The following is a 19,422-nucleotide window of genomic DNA, read 5'->3' as shown; positions in this document are numbered from 1 at the left end:
GTTTCGGGAACAATCCCTTCTTCACCGACGCAGTGTTTCCAAATATCCCGCAAACCCCATAAAACATTAGGCAACCGACCGGTTGACAGCTTGACCGGCCGGCCTGCCGGAGCCGGCTCTTGCGTCCGCGGCGGCGGGCTGTCATCAAGGGGCAGACCGATGTTTCCCGAGGTGATCCATGATCCGTCCCCTGATGCTTGCCGCCCTGCTGATGGCGCCGCCGGCGCTGGCCGAAAACGCAGCGGAAAAACAGCAGCGTTGCGAAATCCAGGCCGGGATCGTCCGGCAGGCTGTGGACCTGCGCGCCAAGCGCAAATCCCAGAAGCGGACCACCAGGAAAATCATTCGGTCCGACGCGATCGCGGGCACGAAGTACGAAAGCAATGTCGATGTGCTGGCGCAATGGGTCTTTGGGCTGCCCGACGATCAGCTGAGCGATGACGCGGTCACGGCTTTCGAGACCGCCTGCAACCAGTATCAGCAATAATCTGCCCCGCCGGATCAAAGTAACGGGTCGCCGTCACGCGGCCCATTTTATTGTCCGGCGGCAGCGACTATAGTTCCCCGCATGAGCCTCCCACCCGGATTCCTTGACGAACTGCGCAACCGCCTCAGCCTGTCTCAGGTGGTGGGGCGCAAGGTCATGTGGGACACGCGCAAATCCAACCAGGGCAAGGGCGACATGTGGGCGCCTTGCCCGTTCCACCAGGAAAAGAGCGCGTCCTTCCACGTCGATGACCGCAAGGGATTCTATTACTGTTTCGGCTGCCACGCGAAGGGCGACGCGATCAGCTTCGTGCGCGAAACCGAAAACGTCGATTTCATGGAAGCGGTGGAAATCCTCGCGCGCGAAGCCGGGATGCCGATGCCGAAACGCGATCCACGGGCACAGCAGAAGGCCGACCGCCGCGGCCAGTTGGCCGAGGTCACCGAAATGGCGCTGCAGTTCTTCCGGCTGCAATTGAAGCGTGGCGGCGCCGAGGCGGCGCGCGGCTATCTTGATCGGCGCGGCTTGAAGCCCGAAACGCTGGACCGGTTCGAAATCGGTTTCGCGCCCGAGGGCTGGCAACATCTTTGGGACCATCTGCGCGGCAAGGGCGTGGCCGAGGACCTGATCCTCGGCGCCGGGCTGGCAAAGGCCTCGACCAAAGGCAAGAACCCTTATGACGTTTTCCGCAACCGGATCATGTTCCCGATCCGCGATCCGCGCGGGCGTTGCATCGCCTTTGGCGGCCGGGCGATGGACCCGAACGACAACGCGAAATACCTCAATTCGCCGGAAACCGAACTCTTCGACAAGGGCCACAGCCTCTACAATCAGGGACCGGCCCGCGAAGCGGCGGGCAAGGGCAAGCCGCTGATCGTGGCCGAGGGCTATATGGATGTGATCGCGCTCAGCGAGGCCGGCTTCGGCGCCACCGTGGCGCCGCTGGGCACCGCGGTCACCGAAAGCCAGTTGCAGCTGCTGTGGCGGATTTCTGCAGAACCCATCATTGCGCTCGACGGCGACACCGCCGGTCTGCGCGCCGCGATGCGGGTGATCGATCTTGCGCTGCCGCTGCTGGAGGCGGGCAAGTCGCTGCGTTTCGCGCTGATGCCGGAAGGCAAGGATCCCGACGACCTGATCCGGGGGCAGGGCGCATCGGCGATGCAGGGGGTGCTGGACGAAGCGATCCCGATGGTCGACCTGCTGTGGCGGCGCGAAACCGAGGGTCAGGTCTTCGACAGCCCCGAACGCAAGGCGGCGCTGGACAAGGCGCTGCGCGAAAAGATCAAGCTGATCCGCGATCCGTCGATCCGCGCCCATTACGGCCAGGCGATCAAGGATCTGCGTTGGGAACTGTTCCGGCCCAACCGCCGCGCCGCCTTCGTGCCGGGGCAGGGCGGCAAGCGCACGCCATGGCGCGGCAAGGACGGCCCCAGCTTCAATCCCAGCACCAAGTCTTCGATCCTCGTGGTTGCCGATGACGCGGTGCAGACCCGTCTGCGCGAAGCGGTGATCCTGGCGACGCTGGTGCGCCAGCCCGATCTGATCGTGGAATTCGATTATCAAATCGACCGGCTGGACTGCGCCGACCCGGATTTCGCGCTGCTGCGCGACAAGCTGCTGGACCTGGCGCATCACGGCGATACCGCCGATCTGGAAAACCGTCTGGCCGACATTCTGGGGCCGGGGGTTCTTGAAAACCTCTTCGCGCTGCCCCATGTGGCGATTGCGCCCTCTGTGCGCCGTTTGGGCGATATCGAAACCGCCCGGATGACCGTTTCGGAAGAATTCGCCAAGCTGCAGGCCGAAAAGGGGCTGACCGCAGAGATTGCCGAGGCCGAGGAGGAACTGGGCGGGGTTGCGGACGAAGCGGTGACATGGCGGTTGCAACAGGCTGCCGAAACCCGCAACCGGGCGCTGCGCAGCGAACAGGAAGACAATTCGCGCTATGACATCGGAAAGAATGGTGCCCGAATCAACCGCGACGAACGCGAAGCCCTGGACCGCGTTTTGGGGAATATCAGTTTCACGAAACGGCCGCGTTAGCCGTTTTGGTGAAGAATTGGGAAAGAAATACGGGTAAACGGGTTCCCGAATCACAGATTCGCGCTATTGATTCGGATTAACGAATCACCCGACATGTCCGGCAGACTGCCCGTGCAGGAGAACTACATGGCCGCTAAAGACACCGAAGACCGCAAACCCGACGATCAGGATGCCGAAGTTTCGCTCGACATGAGCCAAGCCGCGGTCAAACGGATGATCGCCGAGGCGCGCGAAAAGGGGTACATCACCTACGACCAGCTCAACCAGGTGCTGCCGCCCGATCAGGTGTCCTCGGAACAGATCGAGGACGTGATGTCGATGCTCAGCGAAATGGGCATCAACATCATCGAGGACGAAGAGGCCGAGGAAGAGGAACAGAAAACCACCGCCGTGGTCGACGTGTCGTCGAACAAGGGCGAAGTGGCGGTTTCTTCGGGCGCGTCCGAGAAGCTGGACCGCACCGACGACCCGGTGCGCATGTACCTGCGCGAAATGGGTTCGGTCGAACTGCTGAGTCGCGAAGGCGAAATCGCCATTGCCAAGCGGATCGAAGCGGGCCGCAACACGATGATCCTGGGGCTGTGTGAAAGCCCGCTGACCTTCCAGGCGATCACCATCTGGCGCGACGAACTTCTGTCCGAAGACATTCTGCTGCGCGACGTGATCGATCTGGAAACCACCTTCGGCAACCAGATGGAAGAAGAGGGCGAAGGCGAGGAAGCCGTGGTCGAAGCGGCCAACGCGACTTCTGCCCCCGCCAAGGAAAAGAAGGACGAACCCGAACTCGACGCCGACGGCAATCCAATCCGCAACGACGACGACGACGACGATGACGACGAACAGGCCAACATGTCGCTGGCCGCGATGGAAGCGGCGCTGAAGCAGCGCGTGCTGGACACGCTGAACCGCATCGCCGAGGATTTCGAACACCTGTCGGAAATGCAGGACCTGCGGATCGCCGCGACCCTGAACGAAGACGACAGTTTCTCGGAACAGGAAGAAGCGACCTACCAGAAGCTGCGTTCGGAAATCGTCGAACTGGTGAACGGGCTGCACCTGCACAACAACCGGATCGAGGCGCTGATCGACCAGCTTTACGGCATCAACCGCCGGATCATGCAGATCGACAGCGCGATGGTGAAGCTGGCCGACCAGGCCCGCATCAACCGCCGCGAATTCATCGAGGAATATCGCGGCCGCGAGTTGGATCCGACCTGGCTCGACGACATGTCGCAGAAATCCGGCCGCGGCTGGCAGGCGCTGATCGAACGCTCGTCCGACAAGGTCGAGGAACTGCGCAACGACATGGCGCAGGTCGGTCAGTATGTCGGTCTCGACATCTCGGAATTCCGCCGCATCGTCAGCCAGGTCCAGAAGGGCGAAAAGGAAGCCCGCCAGGCCAAGAAGGAAATGGTCGAGGCGAACCTGCGCCTGGTGATCTCGATCGCCAAGAAATACACCAACCGCGGGTTGCAATTCCTCGACCTCATTCAGGAAGGCAACATCGGCCTGATGAAGGCGGTCGATAAGTTCGAATACCGCCGCGGCTACAAGTTCTCGACCTACGCGACCTGGTGGATCCGTCAGGCGATCACCCGCTCGATCGCCGACCAGGCGCGCACCATCCGTATCCCGGTCCACATGATCGAAACGATCAACAAGCTGGTCCGGACGGGGCGCCAGATGCTGCACGAAATCGGCCGAGAACCGACGCCGGAAGAACTGGCCGAAAAGCTGCAGATGCCGCTGGAAAAGGTCCGCAAGGTGATGAAGATCGCCAAGGAACCGATCAGCCTCGAAACCCCGATCGGGGACGAGGAAGACAGCCAGCTGGGCGATTTCATCGAGGACAAGAACGCCGTCCTGCCGCTGGATTCCGCCATTCAGGAAAACCTGAAGGAAACCACGACCCGGGTTCTGGCCTCGCTCACCCCGCGTGAGGAACGGGTGCTGCGGATGCGCTTCGGCATCGGCATGAACACCGACCACACGCTGGAAGAAGTCGGCCAGCAGTTCAGCGTGACCCGCGAACGGATCCGTCAGATCGAGGCCAAGGCGCTGCGGAAGTTGAAGCACCCGAGCCGGAGCCGGAAGCTGCGGAGCTTCCTGGATCAGTGATCAAAGGGCGCCCTGCGGGGCGCCTTTTTTCTTTTGTGCCCTCGAGCGATGTCGCGATGTAGGGTGAGCTTCAAGCTCACCACGCTCCATTCGCCCAAACCAACCCGCCCGCCAGATGGCGTTGACGCCAGCAACAGCCGGATCAATACTTGCCGCATGTCGCGGCCTTCACATCTATCGATAGATTCGAAATATCACAATTCTCTCAAAGGTGCAGAATGACGCCTGTCGCCGCGCTCCCCGACGATCTGCAACAGGCGCTTGGCGATTGCGATGTGATCGTGTTCGATGGCGAATGCGTGCTCTGCTCGGGGTTCTTCCGGTTCATGCTGCACCAAGACAAATCCGGGCGGTTCCGCTTCGCCACGGCGCAGTCGCCGCTGGGAACGGCGCTGTACCGGGCGCTCGGCCTGCCCACGACGGATTATGAAACCAACCTGGTTATCGTCGGCGGGTGCATCTAGACGCGGCTCAATGCCTTTGCCGCCGCGATGTGGGCCCTTGGCGGTGTCTGGCGCGTGCCGGCGCTGTGCCGGTTCCTGCCGGGGCCGCTCAAGCACCCGCTCTATCACCTCATCGCCCGCAACCGCTATCGTATCTTTGGCCGCTACGACGCCTGCATGATCCCCGACGACCACGTGAAATCCCGCTTTCTGCCTACGGGGTGGGGATGACTGCAACGGGCGATCCTTTCCTGCGGGCGGTCGAGGCCCGTGGCTTGACCCTGCCGGGACCGCTTGCCGATTTCCATTCCGGGGCGGCGGCGCGCAGCTTTTCCGGTGAATGCTCCATCACCCGCGGACGGGGCGCGTTGATCGGCTTGCTGCTGCGCCTTGGCGGCTTCCCCCCGGCGGGGGAGGGCGTTGCGATCCACCTCGAATTGCGCACCGGTTCCGCCGGCCAGACGCAATGGCGCCGGAATTTCGGCGGCCATGAGACCGTTTCCAGCCTGCGCTTTGACGCGCGGCGCAGGGCGGTGGTCGAACGCTTCGGTCCGTTCCGCATCACCATGGTGCCGGAAACCGAGGATCAGAGCCTGGACCTGGCGATCAGCCGCATCGCCGTGCTTGGCCTGCCGCTGCCGCGATGGATCGCTCCGAAAAGCAGTACGCGCGAAAGCGTCGACGCGGCGGGCCGTATCCGCTTCGATGTTTCCGCCTCGCTTCCTTTCCTGGGGATGCTGATCCGCTATCAGGGCTGGCTCGTGCCGGAATAGAGGGGCGCGCCCCCTTGCCCCCAACCGCTGCAGCCCGCACACTGGTGCCCGAACGGAACCAACGGGATCACCTTATGTCACTGCTTTCCAAACTCTTCGGCGCCGGACGGTCGGAGCCCAAGACCAAACCCGCACCGCAGCCAGAGGATTACAAAGGCTTCCTCATCTTCCCCGATCCGATGCCGGGCGAGGGCGGGTTTCGCATCGCCGCCCGGATCGAGAAGGAGGTCGGGGGCGAGTTGAAGACCCACAAGATGATCCGCGCCGACACCGTGCAGTCTGAAGACGAGGCGAAGAAAATGAGCCTGCGCAAGGCGCAGGTTTTCATCGACCAGATGGGCGAGGGCGTTTTCCGCTGATCCTCACCTAGGCCCGCCACCCCGTGCGCGGCTGCGCGGGATGGCGGGGGCCGGTTATTCCAGAACGAAGGTCACCAGCATGTTGACCCGGTATTCGCTGATCCCGCCGGCATCGTCGACCGCAACCGATTGCTCCTTGATCCAGGCGCTCTTGACGTTGCGCAGAGTCTTCGTGGCCCGTGCAACACCTTGGTTGATCGCATCCTCGAAGCTCTTCGACGAGGTGGACGAAATTTCACTAACGCGTGCAACTGACATCTTTTCCTCCTATTGATTACTTGAGAATAGAAACACGAGCCTAGCAAGTCGCGCCGATGGCGCCACGATCCAGATCAAAGACGTGCAAATCACCTTCACACTTCAGACCCGCGGCCAGGGGCTTTACGAATTCACCCGGCAGGTGACGTGTTGGGTGTCGGGGCAGGGCGTCGATGCCGGCCTGCTGACGCTTTTCGTGCGCCACACCTCCTGTTCGCTGCTGATCCAGGAAAACGCCGACCCGGAGGTGCAGACCGACCTGCGCAATTTCTTCCACCGGCTGGTGCCGCCCACCAGCGATCCGTCGATGTCCTACCTGACCCACACCTATGAAGGCCCCGACGACATGCCCGCCCATATCAAGGTGGCGATGATGCCGGTGTCGCTGTCGATCCCGATCAGTAATGGCCGGCCCGTGCTGGGCACCTGGCAGGGCATCTACCTGTTCGAACACCGCGACGCGCCGCATCAGCGGCAGGTGGCGGCGCACATTTCGTCCTGACAATTCGGTGAACGCGGGTATCAAGCCCTTCGCGCCTGGCGGATTTGCGCCATATTGACCGGTATCTGACCAAGGAACGTATCATGAAATCGGAACGCCTCACCTTCACCGGACATGACGGCAGCACGCTTGCGGCACGGCTCGACCTGCCCGAGGGCAAGGTCTGCGCCACCGCTTTGTTCGCCCACTGTTTCACCTGCTCCAAGGACATTCCCGCCGCGCGCCGCATATCCTCGCGGCTGGCGGCACAGGGCATCGCTGTCCTGCGCTTCGATTTCACCGGTCTGGGCCATTCCGAGGGCGAATTCGCCAATACCAATTTCACCACCAACGTGGCCGACCTGATCCTCGCCGCGCGGGCGCTGGAGGACAGGCTGATGGCACCGCAATTGCTGATCGGCCATTCGCTGGGTGGCGCGGCTGTGCTGAAGGCGGCGGGTGATATTCCCGGCGCGCGCGCCGTCGCCACCATCGGCGCGCCGTTCGATCCCGCCCACGTGGCGGAAAATTTCGGCGCCAAGGTCGATGAAATCCGCCAGCAGGGCAGGGCGCAGGTAAAACTGGTGGGGCGCGAATTCACCATCTGCGACCATTTCCTCGACGATATCGCGGCGCAGAAGATGGGACCGGCGATCCGGGCGATGAAGAAGGCCCTGCTGGTCATGCATGCGCCGCGCGACACCGTCGTCGGCATCGAAAACGCGGCCGAGATCTTCGCCGCCGCCATGCATCCCAAATCCTTCGTCACGCTGGATGATGCCGATCACCTGATCACCCGCGAAGCGGATGCCGAATATGCCGCCGACACCATCGCGACCTGGGCCGGGCGCTATATCGACATGGTGGAGGAAGATTTCCCCGAACACGCCCCCGACGGCGTGATCCGGGTGTCCGAGGCAGATGCCTCGGGGTTTCTGCAGGACGTCAATATCGCCGGCAAGCATCACATGCTGGCTGACGAACCGCAGGCGATGGGCGGCACCGATCTGGGCCCCAATCCCTATCAGTTTCTCGCCGCCGGTCTGGGCGCCTGTACCGCCATGACGCTCAGGATCTATGCCCGCCACAAGAATCTGCCGCTGGAACATGTGTCGGTCGAGATTACCCACGACAAGCGCCACGGTGAAGAAATCGATCCCGACAAGGGCGCCGGAAAGGTCGATGTCTTCCGCCGTGAAATCCGGCTGGTAGGAGAGCTGAGCGACACTGAACGGCAGTCGCTGTTGCGCATCGCCGACAAGTGCCCGGTGCACAAGACATTGCACAACGCCTCGGTCATCGAAACGGTGCTGCGTCGGAACGACGGCTGATCCCCCATGTCAGCACGCGCAAGGTAGGGGTATCTAGGCGAGACAGTCTGTCGGAATATTCACTCACTGGATGAAAATATACGACTTATTGATGTGACCGCGCTAATCATTGCGCATGACGGGACCGATATAACGGATCGGTTCGGAAAAATACCGTGCGCCCGCGCCGTTGCCTTTCCTGACGCCACAGGTGTTGAGTGATTAGAGTGTATGGGTGATCGTCCGCGTTTTCGATCCGGTGCGCCTCGCAGCGAGGGGGGCGCATTGGCAGGTTTGCACCGGATCTTGCCTCTGATCCTCCCAATCGGAAGCAGGAGGTATTCGATGCGCTTCACATTAAAGACCCGACTGGCCGCGACGTTCGGTGCAGTCTTTATTATTTTCAGCGGCAGCATGTTTATCGCGCTGAAGGAGCTCGATACGGCGCGCCAGAAGCTGGGCCACATTGTGCAGGATGAAGTCGATCACCTGATGGATGCGGAACTTCTGATGCTCCTGTCGCGGGACATGCAGCTGAACGTGGCCAATATCCTGATCGGCTGGGAAGGCGGTGAGGACGATCCCGAGCGAATCCCGAACCTGCAAAAAGCCCTCGCCGAAAACGGGGCACAGTTGACGGAACTCGTCGAGCACATGGAAGCGGAGGCCTATGATCAGGCTAAGGGCAGCCTGCAGGCGATTGGCAGTCACCTGGAAAGCTTCAAGAAGGATACCGAGGCGGCGATCGCCTACGAACTGGCCGGCGACGGGCGCGCGAACGAGGTTTATCATCACAAGGCGAACCCCGCGATGGCGCAGATTTCGGATCTCGCGCAAGAGGTGGAACTCGTCTACGTGGCCAAGATGGAAGAAGCCGTCGAGGTCGCCAACGCGGAATTCCTGGTCACGCGCCGCAATCTGTTCCTGGCGATGGGCGCTGCGGTTGTCCTGATGCTGGTGTCGTCCGTCCTGATCATCCGCAAGCTGTCGTCGGGGCTGAACAGTTCGATCGCGCTGGCGCGGCGAGTGGCGTCGGGTGATCTGCGCGCCACGGCCGAGGTCAAGGGCCGGGATGAAATCAGCGATTTGCAGACCGCGCTGAACGACATGGTGCTGCGGCTGCGCGAAACCGTCGACAACGTGTCGGCGGCGGTGAGCAACCTCGTCGCCGGGGCCAACCAGGTGTCGGGCACATCGGAAACCCTTTCGGAAGGCGCCTCGGTGCAGGCCGGCTCGACCGAGGAAGTGTCTTCGGCTGTGGAACAGATGTCGGCCAATATCAGCGCGACCTCGGACAACGCGATCGAGACCGACGAGATCTCGGCCAAGGCGGCCAAGGATGCGCAGGTGTCGGGTGAAGCGGTGTCCGACGCGGTGGCGGCGATGAAGAATATCGGCGAGCGGATCATGATCCTGCAGGAAATCGCCCGCCAGACCGATCTTCTGGCGCTGAACGCGGCGGTGGAGGCGGCGCGTGCCGGCGACCACGGTCGCGGCTTCGCGGTGGTGGCTGCCGAGGTGCGCAAGCTGGCCGAGAACAGTCAGCAGGCGGCGGCCGAGATCTCGGCGCTGTCGAACAACACGGTGTCGACCGCGACCAAGGCCGGCGAGATGCTGAACGATCTGGTGCCGAATATCCAGCGCACGTCGTCGCTGGTCAGCGACATCACCTCGGCGTCGCGTGAGCTGGCGATCGGGTCGACCCAGATCAACGAGTCGGTACAGCGTCTGGACAGCGTGACCCAGTCGAACACCTCGGCGTCCGAGGAACTGTCGGCGGCGGCGACCGAACTGCTGGGCCAGGCCGAACACCTGGCTGAGGTGATCGGCTTCTTCCGCACCGAGGGCGCGGCGCTCAAGGCGCCGAGCGCGGCCCCGGCCGTGAAGCCAGAGGATGACGAGGCGCCGATGATCGACTTGAACAGCCCCGAGGACGAGGCAGAGGTCGACTTCAAGGCCGCCTGATCCGGCGGGCAAGCTCCGGCAAATTCCAAGGCAGCCGCGGCATCGCCCGCGGCTGCCGTTGTTTCTCACCGCGATGAAAGACATAGTCGCCCGGCGCGGGAAACGGTGCTGCGGACCGAAGGCGACTGATCGGGCTTCGGAAAAGGGGCGTGTCGCGGGGCATCGCGCGGAACTATCTGCGCGATGAAGTGGGTGCGCACATGCCCGGAAAACGCGAAGAAATACCTCCTTTTGGTGTGGTCGCGGATATCATTGCGCATAGAAATCAGGTTTATCAGGCCGTTTTCATAAAATACCGCCTCCCCCGTCGTTCTCTTCTTATGACGCCACAGGTGTTGAGTGATTAGAGTGATTGGGCGAATGCCCACGTTTTGGATCCGGTGCCCGTCCCTGGGGGGCAGCCTCAGGCTGTTGGGGGGAAGTGCCGGACTTTGCCTCTGATCCTCCCAACAGGAAGCAGGAGGATAATCGATGCGCTTCACGTTAAAGACCCGGTTGGTCGCGACCTTCGCGGCAGTATTCCTAATTTTCGCAGGCAGCATGTTCCTGGCAATCACTGCCCTGGAAAAGGCCAACGCGAAGATGGAAGATATCGTGCAGGTGCAAACCGACCATCTGCTGGCTGCCGAAGGGCTTCTGGTCCTGACGCGGGACATGCAGATCGATGCGGCTAACATCCTGATCGGCTGGGCCGGCGGAGCAGAAGATCCCGACCGCATCCCGAAGCTGGAGAAAAGCCTCAAGGCCAACGAGAACGAACTGATCGAGTCCCTCGAGGAGATGAAGTCCTATGCCAGCGAGGAGATGCAGAAGACCTTGAAACGGCTGGGCAGCCAAGTGAAGCGGTTCGCTCAGTACACCCGTGCGGCCGTCGCCTATGAACTGGACGGCGATGGCAGGGCGAACGAGGTGTACCATTACGGCGTCAACCCGACGATGATCAAAGTGAACGAATTGGCCGCCAAGGTCGAAGAATCCTATGCCGCCGAGATGGAACAGGCCGTTCAACAGGCACAGGCGGAATACCTCGAGGTGCGCCGCAATCTGTTCCTGGCGATGGGCGTGGCGGTGGTTCTGATGCTGCTGTCTTCGGCGCTGATCATCCGCAACCTGTCGACCGGCCTGAATCGCGCGATCGAACTGGCACGCCAGGTGGCGTCCGGCGATCTGCGGTCCACCGCGAAAGTGTCGGGCAACAACGAACTCAGCGATCTGCTGAAGGCGCAGAACGACATGGTGGTGCGCCTGCGTGACACCGTCGAAAACGTGTCCTCCGCCGTGAACAACCTCGTTGCCGGGGCCAACCAGGTGTCGGGGACCTCCGAAACCCTGTCCGAAGGCGCCTCGGTGCAGGCTGGATCGACCGAGGAAGTCTCCTCGGCGGTTGAACAGATGTCGGCCAACATCTCGGCCAGCTCGGACAACGCGACCACGACCGACGAAATCGCCACCAAGGCGGCGCAGGATGCCAAGGTTTCCGGCGAAGCGGTCACCGAAGCGGTCGAAGCGATGAAGACGATCGGCGAACGGATCATGATCCTGCAGGAAATCGCCCGTCAGACCGACTTGCTGGCGCTGAACGCGGCAGTCGAAGCGGCGCGCGCCGGCGAACATGGCCGCGGGTTCGCGGTGGTGGCGTCTGAAGTCCGCAAACTGGCCGAAAACAGCCAGCACGCGGCGGCCGAGATTTCGGCGCTGTCATCCAGCACCGTCACCTCGGCAACCAAGGCCGGCGACATGCTGCAGGATCTGGTTCCGAATATCGAAAAGACCTCTGCTCTGGTCAGCGATATCACCGCCGCATCGCGGGAACTGGCCATCGGTTCGACCCAGATCAACGAGTCGGTGCAGCGTCTGGATGGCGTGACCCAGTCGAACACCTCGGCTTCCGAGCAACTGTCGTCTGCCGCGACCGAGCTGTTGGGACAGGCCGAACAGTTGGCCGAGGCGATCGGGTTCTTCCAGCTCGACGACACACCGAGGCGTTCTGACGTGGACGAAGCCAGCGCTGCCGATGACGCGGGCCACGAGAAAGACCTGCCGCCGATGATCGATCTGGAAACCCCGGCTGATGACGACGAAGAGGTCGATTTCAAGGTCGCGTCCTGATCCGGCGCTGCGACTGAAAGAAAGACAGCCGCGGTTGATGCCGCGGCTGTTTCCTTTTCGCCCCGTTTCATCGGCCGTTAATTCAGCCGGGCCGCCTGTACCGCGGCGCCGATCTTGTCCCGGTTCAGGTGCAGCCGGATCGCGCTGATCCGCCCGTCGCGCAGTTCAAGCGACGCCAGGCAGATGGGTTGACCGTTCTGATGAAGCAGCAGCGCGGGCGCGCCGTTGGCCTCGACCGGCGCAGGGGCGAGGCTGCCTTCCAGCTTGCCGACAAGGCCCAGCAGGAACCGGGCGACCGGGGTCCGCGCGAAAATGGGGTTCGGCGCGGTCTTCACGTCGCTGCCACCGTCGCTGGTCAGGACGATATCGGCGGTCAGCAGCGATTCCAGCGCCGGCAGGTCGCCGGTTTCGCAGGTGTCGACCAGGTCCTGCAGCAGCCGCCGATGCGCTGCGCCGTCGACATCGGACCGCCGCCCGGGATCGCCGATCCTGCTGCGCGCCCGGCTGAAGATCTGGCGGCAGGCCGCTTCGTTCTTTTCCACTACCGCGGCGATTTCGCGATAGCTGTAATCGAAGGCCTCGCGCAGGACATAGACGGCCCGTTCGGTCGGCGAAAGCCGTTCCAGCAGGACCAGGAAGGCCATCGACAGCATGTCCCGTGCCTCGGCCCTGCGTTCCGGTGTCGCCAGATCGGCGGTGGGCAGGGGCTCGGGCAGCCACTTGCCCGCATAGGCGCGCCTGACCGTCTGTGCTCGCCGCAGGTGGTCGATGCAAAGCCGGGTCAGCGTCGTCATCAGGTAGGCTTCGGGGCAGTCGATCATCGACGCATCGGCAAGCGATATGCGCAGATAGGTGTCCTGAACCAGGTCCTCCGCATCCGAAACCGATCCCGTCATCCGGTAGGCGGTCAGGAACAGTTTCTCTCTGTGGGATTCGAAATCCATTTCTCGATCTATCCTCCGGGGCGCCGGTCAACGTTGCAACAGGAAGGCGCGGACATCGCGGGCGGTCCGTTCCGGATCCTCTTCCATCGGGGCATGGCCCAGCCCGTCATACAGCCGCAGGGTGCTGTTTTCGATATCCTGCAAAAAGCGGGTTGCGTATTTCGGCAAAATCCAGCTGTCATCGGTTCCCCACAGGATCAGGGTCGGCGCGGTGATGGTGCCGATGCGGGGCAGCAGCCGATCGTTCGACGGCACCGACAACCGTTCCCGTGTCGCTTCGCGATTGCCCGCGCGCAACGTCAGGTCATGGTATTGGGTCACCAGTTCGGCATCGACCTTGTCCGGGTCGCCATAGACCTTGCGCAGGCTTGACGCGATTGCCGCGCGCGGCGTGACACGGGTCAGCAGGTGCCCGACGACCGGCGTGGCATAGGCCTTGAATATGGCCGGCATCGGTTCCTCGCTGGGATAGCCGCGACTGTCGATCAGGATCAGCTTCTCGATCTTGTCGGGATGCATCACGGCATAGTTCCACGCCACCGCGCCGCCCATCGAATTGCCGGCGAGCGAGAAGGTATCGAGCTTCAGCCGCTGGACCAGCTGGTCAACCAGCGTCGCCATGGATATCCAGTCATAGCGCCCCTGGGGATCGGGGCCGGTCAACCCGTGACCGGGAAGGTCCAGCGATATCACCCTGAAGTCTTCCGAAAGCCGCTCCACCCAGCCTTCCCAGGTCTGCAACGAGGCATTCGATCCGTGCACCAGCACCAGCGCCGGCCCCTGTCCCTGGTCGCGGTAGTGCACGCGCAGTCCGTCGATCTCGACGAAGCGCGACTCGGGTGTGGCATATTTCTGTTCCACCTGCGCGGCCGGCAATTCGGGCGTGTAGGCCGCCATGCCTGCGCCCAGTACCAGCGCGAGGCTGATCACTATCGCTCGTTTCGTTTTCTTTCCCATGACGCGGAAATCCTCTGAATGTCTCTTGGCTTCGGGTTCTGAAATGGAGACCGGTTGCGCGGTCTTCGGACAATAAGACGGGGAGCAAGCAGGTTTCGTGACAGGATGTCGGAAAATGCGGTCAATTTTCCGGTTTTCATATGTGTCCCGCCATCATGTTGCGGTGCAAATTCCCCTCTACCCAAACCCTAGAGGCTGTCCTATAGTGCCTGTGGATAAGTGGGGAAAAACCCACAGGATGAGGCGGTAATTTAAAAGGGGGCCGGTGATGCGTTGTCCGTTTTGCGGAAATATAGATACCCAGGTCAAGGATTCACGGCCTGCCGAAGACCACGTGGCGATCCGGCGCCGGCGCTTCTGTCCGGCTTGCGGTGGCCGTTTCACCACCTATGAACGGGTGCAGTTGCGCGATCTGGTGGTGATCAAGTCGAACGGGCGGCGCGAAGATTTCGACCGCGACAAGCTGGAACGCTCGATCCGCATCTCGATGCAGAAACGTCCGGTCGAACCGGAACGGATCGACCAGATGATTTCGGGCATCGTGCGACGGCTGGAAAGCATGGGCGAAAGCGATATCCCGTCGAAAACCATCGGCGAAATCGTGATGGAGGCCCTGGCGCGGATCGACACCGTCGCCTATGTGCGCTTTGCCAGCGTCTACAAGAATTTCCAGGCGGCGGATGATTTCGACAAATTCGTTTCCGAACTGCGCCCAAATCCGGCACCCGACGAAACGTGAACGACGATACCCGTTACATGGCGCTGGGCCTGTCGCTGGGACGGCGCGGCCAGGGCAATACCTGGCCCAACCCGGCGGTGGGCTGCGTCATCGTGCGCGACGGTTGCATCGTCGGGCGCGGCTGGACCGCGCCGGGGGGCAGGCCCCATGCCGAACCCCGCGCGCTGCAACAGGCCGGCGACCTGGCGCGCGGCGCCACCGCCTATGTCAGCCTTGAACCCTGCGCGCATCACGGGGCGACGCCGCCCTGCGCCGAGGCGCTGATCGCGGCGGGGGTCGCCCGCGTGGTGTCGCCGCTGGCCGACAGCGATCCGCGCGTCGCGGGCCGCGGTTTCGCGATGCTGCGCGAGGCCGGGATCGAAGTCACCACCGGCGTGCTGGCCGAGCAAGCCGCGCGCGACCACGCCGGTTTCTTCCTGCGCACCGAACAGGGCCGTCCCTTCTTGACGCTGAAACTGGCCAGCAGCTTCGATGGTCGCATCGCCACCGCCACTGGCGAAAGCAAATGGATCACGGGGCCGCAGGCGCGGCGTTGGGTGCACGGGTTGCGCGCCAGTCACGATGCGGTGATGGTGGGGGCGGGCACGGCGCGGGCCGACGATCCGTCTCTCACCGTGCGCGATTTCGGCGTTGACCGGCAACCGTTGCGCATCGTGGTGTCGCGCCGGCTCGACGTGCCGCTGATGGGCAACCTGGCGAAAACCGCCCGCGAGGTGCCGGTCTGGATCTGCCACGGTCCCGATCCAGACCCGGTGCTGGAACGGACATGGACCGATCTCGGCGCAACGCTCATCCCCTGCGATGTGGCGCGCGGACAGATCGACCCGGGCGCGCTGTTGCGTGCGCTTGGCGACAAGGGGCTGACCCGGGTCTTCTGCGAAGGCGGCGGCGCGCTGGCGGCCTCGCTTCTGTCGCATGACATGGTGGACGAGCTGATCGGCTTCACCGCCGGTCTTGCCATCGGCGCCGAGGGCCTGCCCGCGATCGGCGCGATGGGGCTGGAACGTCTGGCCGATGCGCCGCGTTTCCAGCTCGCGGAAACTCGCGCCCTCGGTCCCGACATCCTGCACCGCTGGACCCGGCGCGCCTGATCTCTTTTTTCTTGGCAGAAATACCCGAAATCCGCCGCAGGCGGTCAGGCTTGAAATTTTCCGCAGGACAATTTCAAGCGAAATATGCGCGCGCCTTGGCGCGCACAGTCGGATCACGCTAGCGCCACAGATGCGCCCAGCCCGCGAAGATGCCCTGCAGCTTCGCCAGCGCCTTCAACTTACGCCCTTGACCGGTCTCGCCTGCCGCTAGCCGCGCGACGATCACCTCGGCGGGGCAGGGCAGGCCGCTCACCGGGTCGCGGTAGCGCGGGTAATCGATCAGGGCGGCATGGACCAGCCCATCAAGGCTCACCCGCGCCTGCCGCCGCTCCGGCACCTGGCCCAAGTCCGTTGTCAGCCCCCAGCCGGCATAGAAGGGCGCGCCGAGAGTGGTGACCTTCACCCCGCGCAGCAGCGCCTCGAAGCCCAGTAGCGAGGTCATGGTCCAGACCTCGTTCACCTCGCCAAGCAGGGCCACCGGGTCCGCATTTTCCAGCACCTGATCGGCCAGTTCCAGAGCCGCCTCGCGCGGCACAGCGCCGGGGCGCAGCCCGGCCTCGACATCCGGGTGCAGCTTGTAGAGCAGCACCGCGTCCGGGTTGGCCGCCCGCGCCGCGCGCAGCAGGTCCAGGTTGGTCCGCACCTCGCCCGCGCCAAGCCGGATCGAGGCGTCGTTTTCGACCTGTCCCGGCACCAGGATGCGGTGGCCTTCGGGCAGGTCGGGCGCGTCGCCGCCGAGGTTGTACTTGCTCAGCCCCGCCCTGATCAGGCTGCGGCGCAGGGTGTCGGCGCGCACCGCCTGATCGGGGCGCAGCGTGGCGCGCGCGGCGATCAGCCGTTCCAGACGGCTTTCGCGGGACGGATCGTAATAGATGCCCAGATCGTCACACACGAGCGACAGCGGCGGCACCAGTTCCGCCCCCAGCCCGCGCGAGCGCAGGAACCCGTCCTCGACCCGTACCAGCCCGTCCATGTCCAGCCCCTCGGCCTTCCCGGCCCAGATCATCTGACGCCGCGCCATGCCTTCAACGGGCGCGTCCCGGAACCGCACCGCCTTTTCGCCGCCGAAGAATCCGTCGATGGCGCGGCGCTTCCAAAGTCGCATGCCGCTCGCATCCCATCCCTTGCGGTCCTCGCGCCAGGCCCGCACCTGCGTCTCGACCCCGTCGATGGCATCCTCCAGCGGACACAGCCGGTCGCGGCAGGGATCGTACCAGACCGGGTAAAGCATCATCGCCCCGGCAAACAATTGCGCCCGCGTCAGGTTGCGGCGGCGGCGCGGCACCGGCCTGTGATCCGTCGTAAGCCCCCACCCGGCATAGAAGGGCAGGCCGAAAACCCGTGGTCTGTGCCCGGCGAGGATCGCTTCGAACCCCAGCTGCGAGGTGACGGTATAGACCGCCGTGGCCCCCTCCAGCAGCGCCCAGGGGCTTACGGGGCGGTCGTAAAACGTGATCCGTCCGGTCGCGTTTTCTTCGCTGAAGTAGCCGCTTCGAAATCCCTGCTGGCTTTCGGGGTGGGTCTTGATCAGGATCCGCGCGCCGGGGTTTTCCTCCTGCGCGTAATAAAGCATTTCGCGGAACGAATTGGCGTCGGCCCCGCCGAGCTTGACCGAAGCGTCGCCGCGGGTCTGGTCGATGACCAGGACATAACCCGGCTCGGGCGGTTCCTCATCGGGATCGAAGCCGGCATATTTCGTCAGCTCCGCCTCCCGCAGCCGCGCCATGCAGCCGCGGGCACGGTTCAAAAGCGCGCTATCGTCGAGCGGGTGATCGCTGAGGATGCATTCCAGATCGGACGGTTTCGACGCGTCGAAATGCATCCCCTCGCGGCAGATCGCCAGCCCCATCGGTGGTTCGCCCGCCCGGCCGGGATGGATCGATCGCAGGAAAGCGTCCTCGACGCGAATGATCCCGGCGCCGGTCTTTTCCGCCATTGCCTCGCCGCGCGCGGCATAGGGCGAATGGCCCCAGACCGCGATCAGGTCCTCGGACCCGGGGCGGAACAGCTTCAGCTCATACCCGGCCAGTTCGCAGATCCGCCGCACCCGGCGCTGGCGCAGGAATCCCGCGTTGAAATAAGCAACCCGCCGGGGCGGGGCCCCGGCGGGTTCATGCCCGATCCAGTCGGGGTTAAGCATCAGCCGCCGGTCAGCGTGCCGATCGAGCTCGCGGTGGTCAGCGATCCGGTCAGCGACGAAATGGTCTTGTTCCACTGGGTGAACGGCGCCTCGGTCACGTAAAGCGTATCCTTGTCGCGCACGGCGAAATCGCGCGCCAGGAACAGCCCGTTCGGCTTGGTCAGGTCAAGCACGTACACCATCCGCTGCGCGCCGATCAGGTCGGTGCGGCCCAGCACCGCGTTGGCGATCTCGGCCGGTTCATTGCGCATGATGAAGACGCCGGTCGGATCGGCCGCGGTGGGGACCAGGCCGCCGACCTGGGCGATCGCCTCGACCGCCGAAACGGTCTTGCTTTCGAACCCGACGCGGGTCTGGGTGCCGGTGGCGCCAAGCGCGGTGAAGGTGCGGGTGTCGCCTTCGACCAGGATCCGGTCGCCGCTGCGCAGCGCGATGTCGAGCTCGGGATTTTCGTACAGGTCCTGCAGCCAGATCTGGCCCTTTTCGCCGCCCCGGAACAGGGTGACCTGGGCGATTTCGGGGTCGATGCTGATGCCGCCGGCCCGCGCCAGCATCGCCGTCAGGGTGCGGGTGGGCCGTTCGATCGCGAACACGCCCTGGGCGCCGACATTGCCGACCAGCGACACGGTCGATCCGTCGCCGGCGGTGCGGCGGACCTCGACCTGCGGATCGGGGGTCTGTTCTTCCAGCTTGCGGGTGATGATGCTGCGCAGCGCCTCGGGGGTGTTGCCCGCGGCGCGGATGCGGCCGGCGTAGGGCACGAAGATGAAACCGGCGCCGTCGACCTGGACCTCGGTCAGGGTGGTGGCCGAACTCGCCGAGCTGGCCAGAAGGCCGTCTTCGACATTTTCCCACACCGTCAGCGACAGCGTGTCGCCGGGGCGGATGATATCGGAACCCAGCTTGCCCGCCTTGGTGAACTTGTCGGGAAAGCCAAGCGCCGGCGTCACCGCGGTGGCCCGCGTCACCCGGTCATTGACCGACACGATGAAGGCGTCGCCCTGACGCTGCACCGATCCGGCGAAAATTTCGCGTTTGGTTGGGCCGGTACGTGGCAGGCCGCACGAGGCGACAATTGCCACGGCGGCCAGAAGGGCGACGGATTTCGCCCGCCGGGATGCTGGGAATTTCACTGCTCGGTCTCCTCGACCTGTTGTTTTCTGCCTCAAGTCTTTGCGGCAACCTAACGGAATCCGGAACAA

The 19,422-nt window shown here is 63.7% G+C and carries 16 protein-coding genes and 1 pseudogene; 12 read left to right on the top strand and 5 right to left on the bottom strand.

The genetic code is table 11. The annotated features are described in order from the left end of the window. Positions 1 to 178: 178 nt before the first annotated feature. From IT775_RS10875 to IT775_RS10850, 6 genes and pseudogenes are all read left to right on the top strand, one after another. Positions 179 to 487, top strand: a complete 309-nt coding sequence (locus IT775_RS10875) for a hypothetical protein (RefSeq protein ID WP_212701135.1) — start codon at positions 179 to 181, stop codon at positions 485 to 487. An 81-nt stretch (positions 488 to 568) separates the two neighbouring features. Then, positions 569 to 2,533 (top strand): DNA primase, encoded by a 1,965-nt coding sequence (gene dnaG, locus IT775_RS10870; RefSeq protein ID WP_212701134.1) that lies wholly within the window; start codon positions 569 to 571, stop codon positions 2,531 to 2,533. Positions 2,534 to 2,659: 126 nt separating this feature from the next. Further along, the gene (rpoD, locus tag IT775_RS10865; protein ID WP_212701133.1) at positions 2,660 to 4,651 is read left to right on the top strand and encodes an RNA polymerase sigma factor RpoD; all 1,992 of its coding nucleotides are present in this window, start codon (positions 2,660 to 2,662) and stop codon (positions 4,649 to 4,651) included. A gap of 218 nt (positions 4,652 to 4,869) precedes the next feature. Then, positions 4,870 to 5,325 (top strand): annotated as a pseudogene (locus IT775_RS10860) (thiol-disulfide oxidoreductase DCC family protein). Then, the gene (locus IT775_RS10855; protein ID WP_212701132.1) at positions 5,322 to 5,867 is read left to right on the top strand and encodes a DUF4166 domain-containing protein; all 546 of its coding nucleotides are present in this window, start codon (positions 5,322 to 5,324) and stop codon (positions 5,865 to 5,867) included. Before IT775_RS10860 ends, IT775_RS10855 begins: the two are co-directional and overlap by 4 nt. A 74-nt stretch (positions 5,868 to 5,941) precedes the next feature. Continuing rightward, complete coding sequence (locus tag IT775_RS10850) at positions 5,942 to 6,226, top strand: HlyU family transcriptional regulator (RefSeq protein ID WP_212701131.1); 285 nt, start codon at positions 5,942 to 5,944, stop codon at positions 6,224 to 6,226. Between the two features lie 54 nt (positions 6,227 to 6,280). On the opposite strand, the gene IT775_RS10845 is transcribed toward IT775_RS10850, so the two are convergent. Continuing rightward, a complete protein-coding gene (locus tag IT775_RS10845) occupies positions 6,281 to 6,484 on the bottom strand; it encodes a dodecin family protein (protein WP_212701130.1) in 204 nt (67 codons plus the stop codon). Positions 6,485 to 6,566: 82 nt separating this feature from the next. On the opposite strand from IT775_RS10845, the gene IT775_RS10840 reads away from it, so the two are divergent. The 4 genes from IT775_RS10840 (at position 6,567) to IT775_RS10825 (ending at position 12,349) form a co-directional block, all read left to right on the top strand. Continuing rightward, on the top strand, positions 6,567 to 6,986 hold the full coding sequence (locus tag IT775_RS10840; RefSeq protein ID WP_212701129.1) for a secondary thiamine-phosphate synthase enzyme YjbQ: 420 nt from the start codon (positions 6,567 to 6,569) through the stop codon (positions 6,984 to 6,986). 83 nt (positions 6,987 to 7,069) lie between these two features. Then, positions 7,070 to 8,296, top strand: coding sequence for a bifunctional alpha/beta hydrolase/OsmC family protein (locus IT775_RS10835; protein WP_212701128.1), 1,227 nt, complete (start codon positions 7,070 to 7,072; stop codon positions 8,294 to 8,296). 324 nt (positions 8,297 to 8,620) lie between these two features. Then, positions 8,621 to 10,240 (top strand): methyl-accepting chemotaxis protein, encoded by a 1,620-nt coding sequence (locus IT775_RS10830; RefSeq protein WP_212701127.1) that lies wholly within the window; start codon positions 8,621 to 8,623, stop codon positions 10,238 to 10,240. Positions 10,241 to 10,711: 471 nt separating this feature from the next. After that, positions 10,712 to 12,349 carry a methyl-accepting chemotaxis protein gene (locus IT775_RS10825; RefSeq protein ID WP_212701126.1) on the top strand — a complete coding sequence of 546 codons (1,638 nt, stop codon included), beginning with the start codon at positions 10,712 to 10,714 and terminating at the stop codon, positions 12,347 to 12,349. Between the two features lie 77 nt (positions 12,350 to 12,426). Here the strand turns inward: IT775_RS10825 and sigJ are convergent, their stop codons facing one another. Next, on the bottom strand, positions 12,427 to 13,293 hold the full coding sequence (sigJ, locus tag IT775_RS10820; RefSeq protein WP_212701125.1) for an RNA polymerase sigma factor SigJ: 867 nt from the start codon (positions 13,291 to 13,293) through the stop codon (positions 12,427 to 12,429). Positions 13,294 to 13,320: 27 nt separating this feature from the next. Further along, positions 13,321 to 14,250, bottom strand: coding sequence for an alpha/beta fold hydrolase (locus IT775_RS10815; protein WP_212701124.1), 930 nt, complete (start codon positions 14,248 to 14,250; stop codon positions 13,321 to 13,323). Positions 14,251 to 14,518: 268 nt separating this feature from the next. Here IT775_RS10815 and nrdR point away from each other — a divergent pair, with 268 nt between their 5' ends. Both nrdR and ribD read left to right on the top strand, forming a co-directional pair. Beyond that, complete coding sequence (gene nrdR / locus IT775_RS10810; RefSeq protein ID WP_212701123.1) at positions 14,519 to 14,989, top strand: transcriptional regulator NrdR; 471 nt, start codon at positions 14,519 to 14,521, stop codon at positions 14,987 to 14,989. Beyond that, positions 14,986 to 16,080 (top strand): bifunctional diaminohydroxyphosphoribosylaminopyrimidine deaminase/5-amino-6-(5-phosphoribosylamino)uracil reductase RibD, encoded by a 1,095-nt coding sequence (gene ribD / locus IT775_RS10805; protein ID WP_343231134.1) that lies wholly within the window; start codon positions 14,986 to 14,988, stop codon positions 16,078 to 16,080. Before nrdR ends, ribD begins: the two co-directional genes overlap by 4 nt. A 118-nt stretch (positions 16,081 to 16,198) precedes the next feature. On the opposite strand, the gene IT775_RS10800 is transcribed toward ribD, so the two are convergent. After that, entirely contained in the window at positions 16,199 to 18,220 is a 2,022-nt protein-coding gene (locus IT775_RS10800; protein ID WP_212701189.1) for a capsular polysaccharide biosynthesis protein, read from the bottom strand. After that, positions 18,220 to 19,353, bottom strand: a complete 1,134-nt coding sequence (locus tag IT775_RS10795; protein WP_212701122.1) for a polysaccharide biosynthesis/export family protein — start codon at positions 19,351 to 19,353, stop codon at positions 18,220 to 18,222. Before IT775_RS10795 ends, IT775_RS10800 begins: the two co-directional genes overlap by 1 nt. Positions 19,354 to 19,422: the final 69 nt, after the last annotated feature.

Origin of the sequence: Thalassovita aquimarina, assembly GCF_018219815.1 — a bacterium.
Taxonomy (GTDB): domain Bacteria; phylum Pseudomonadota; class Alphaproteobacteria; order Rhodobacterales; family Rhodobacteraceae; genus Thalassobius; species Thalassobius aquimarinus.
The sequence above is the reverse complement of the archived record's forward strand: the minus strand, read 5'-3'. Positions and strand labels throughout refer to the sequence as shown.

Coding starts and splice junctions, on each gene's coding strand:
- IT775_RS10875 (WP_212701135.1), top strand. CDS start 179: ATGATCCGTCCCCTGATGCTTGCCGCCCTGCTGATGGCGCCGCCGGCG.
- dnaG (WP_212701134.1), top strand. CDS start 569: ATGAGCCTCCCACCCGGATTCCTTGACGAACTGCGCAACCGCCTCAGC.
- rpoD (WP_212701133.1), top strand. CDS start 2,660: ATGGCCGCTAAAGACACCGAAGACCGCAAACCCGACGATCAGGATGCC.
- IT775_RS10855 (WP_212701132.1), top strand. CDS start 5,322: ATGACTGCAACGGGCGATCCTTTCCTGCGGGCGGTCGAGGCCCGTGGC.
- IT775_RS10850 (WP_212701131.1), top strand. CDS start 5,942: ATGTCACTGCTTTCCAAACTCTTCGGCGCCGGACGGTCGGAGCCCAAG.
- IT775_RS10845 (WP_212701130.1), bottom strand. CDS start 6,484: ATGTCAGTTGCACGCGTTAGTGAAATTTCGTCCACCTCGTCGAAGAGC.
- IT775_RS10835 (WP_212701128.1), top strand. CDS start 7,070: ATGAAATCGGAACGCCTCACCTTCACCGGACATGACGGCAGCACGCTT.
- IT775_RS10830 (WP_212701127.1), top strand. CDS start 8,621: ATGCGCTTCACATTAAAGACCCGACTGGCCGCGACGTTCGGTGCAGTC.
- IT775_RS10825 (WP_212701126.1), top strand. CDS start 10,712: ATGCGCTTCACGTTAAAGACCCGGTTGGTCGCGACCTTCGCGGCAGTA.
- sigJ (WP_212701125.1), bottom strand. CDS start 13,293: ATGGATTTCGAATCCCACAGAGAGAAACTGTTCCTGACCGCCTACCGG.
- IT775_RS10815 (WP_212701124.1), bottom strand. CDS start 14,250: ATGGGAAAGAAAACGAAACGAGCGATAGTGATCAGCCTCGCGCTGGTA.
- nrdR (WP_212701123.1), top strand. CDS start 14,519: ATGCGTTGTCCGTTTTGCGGAAATATAGATACCCAGGTCAAGGATTCA.
- IT775_RS10800 (WP_212701189.1), bottom strand. CDS start 18,220: ATGCTTAACCCCGACTGGATCGGGCATGAACCCGCCGGGGCCCCGCCC.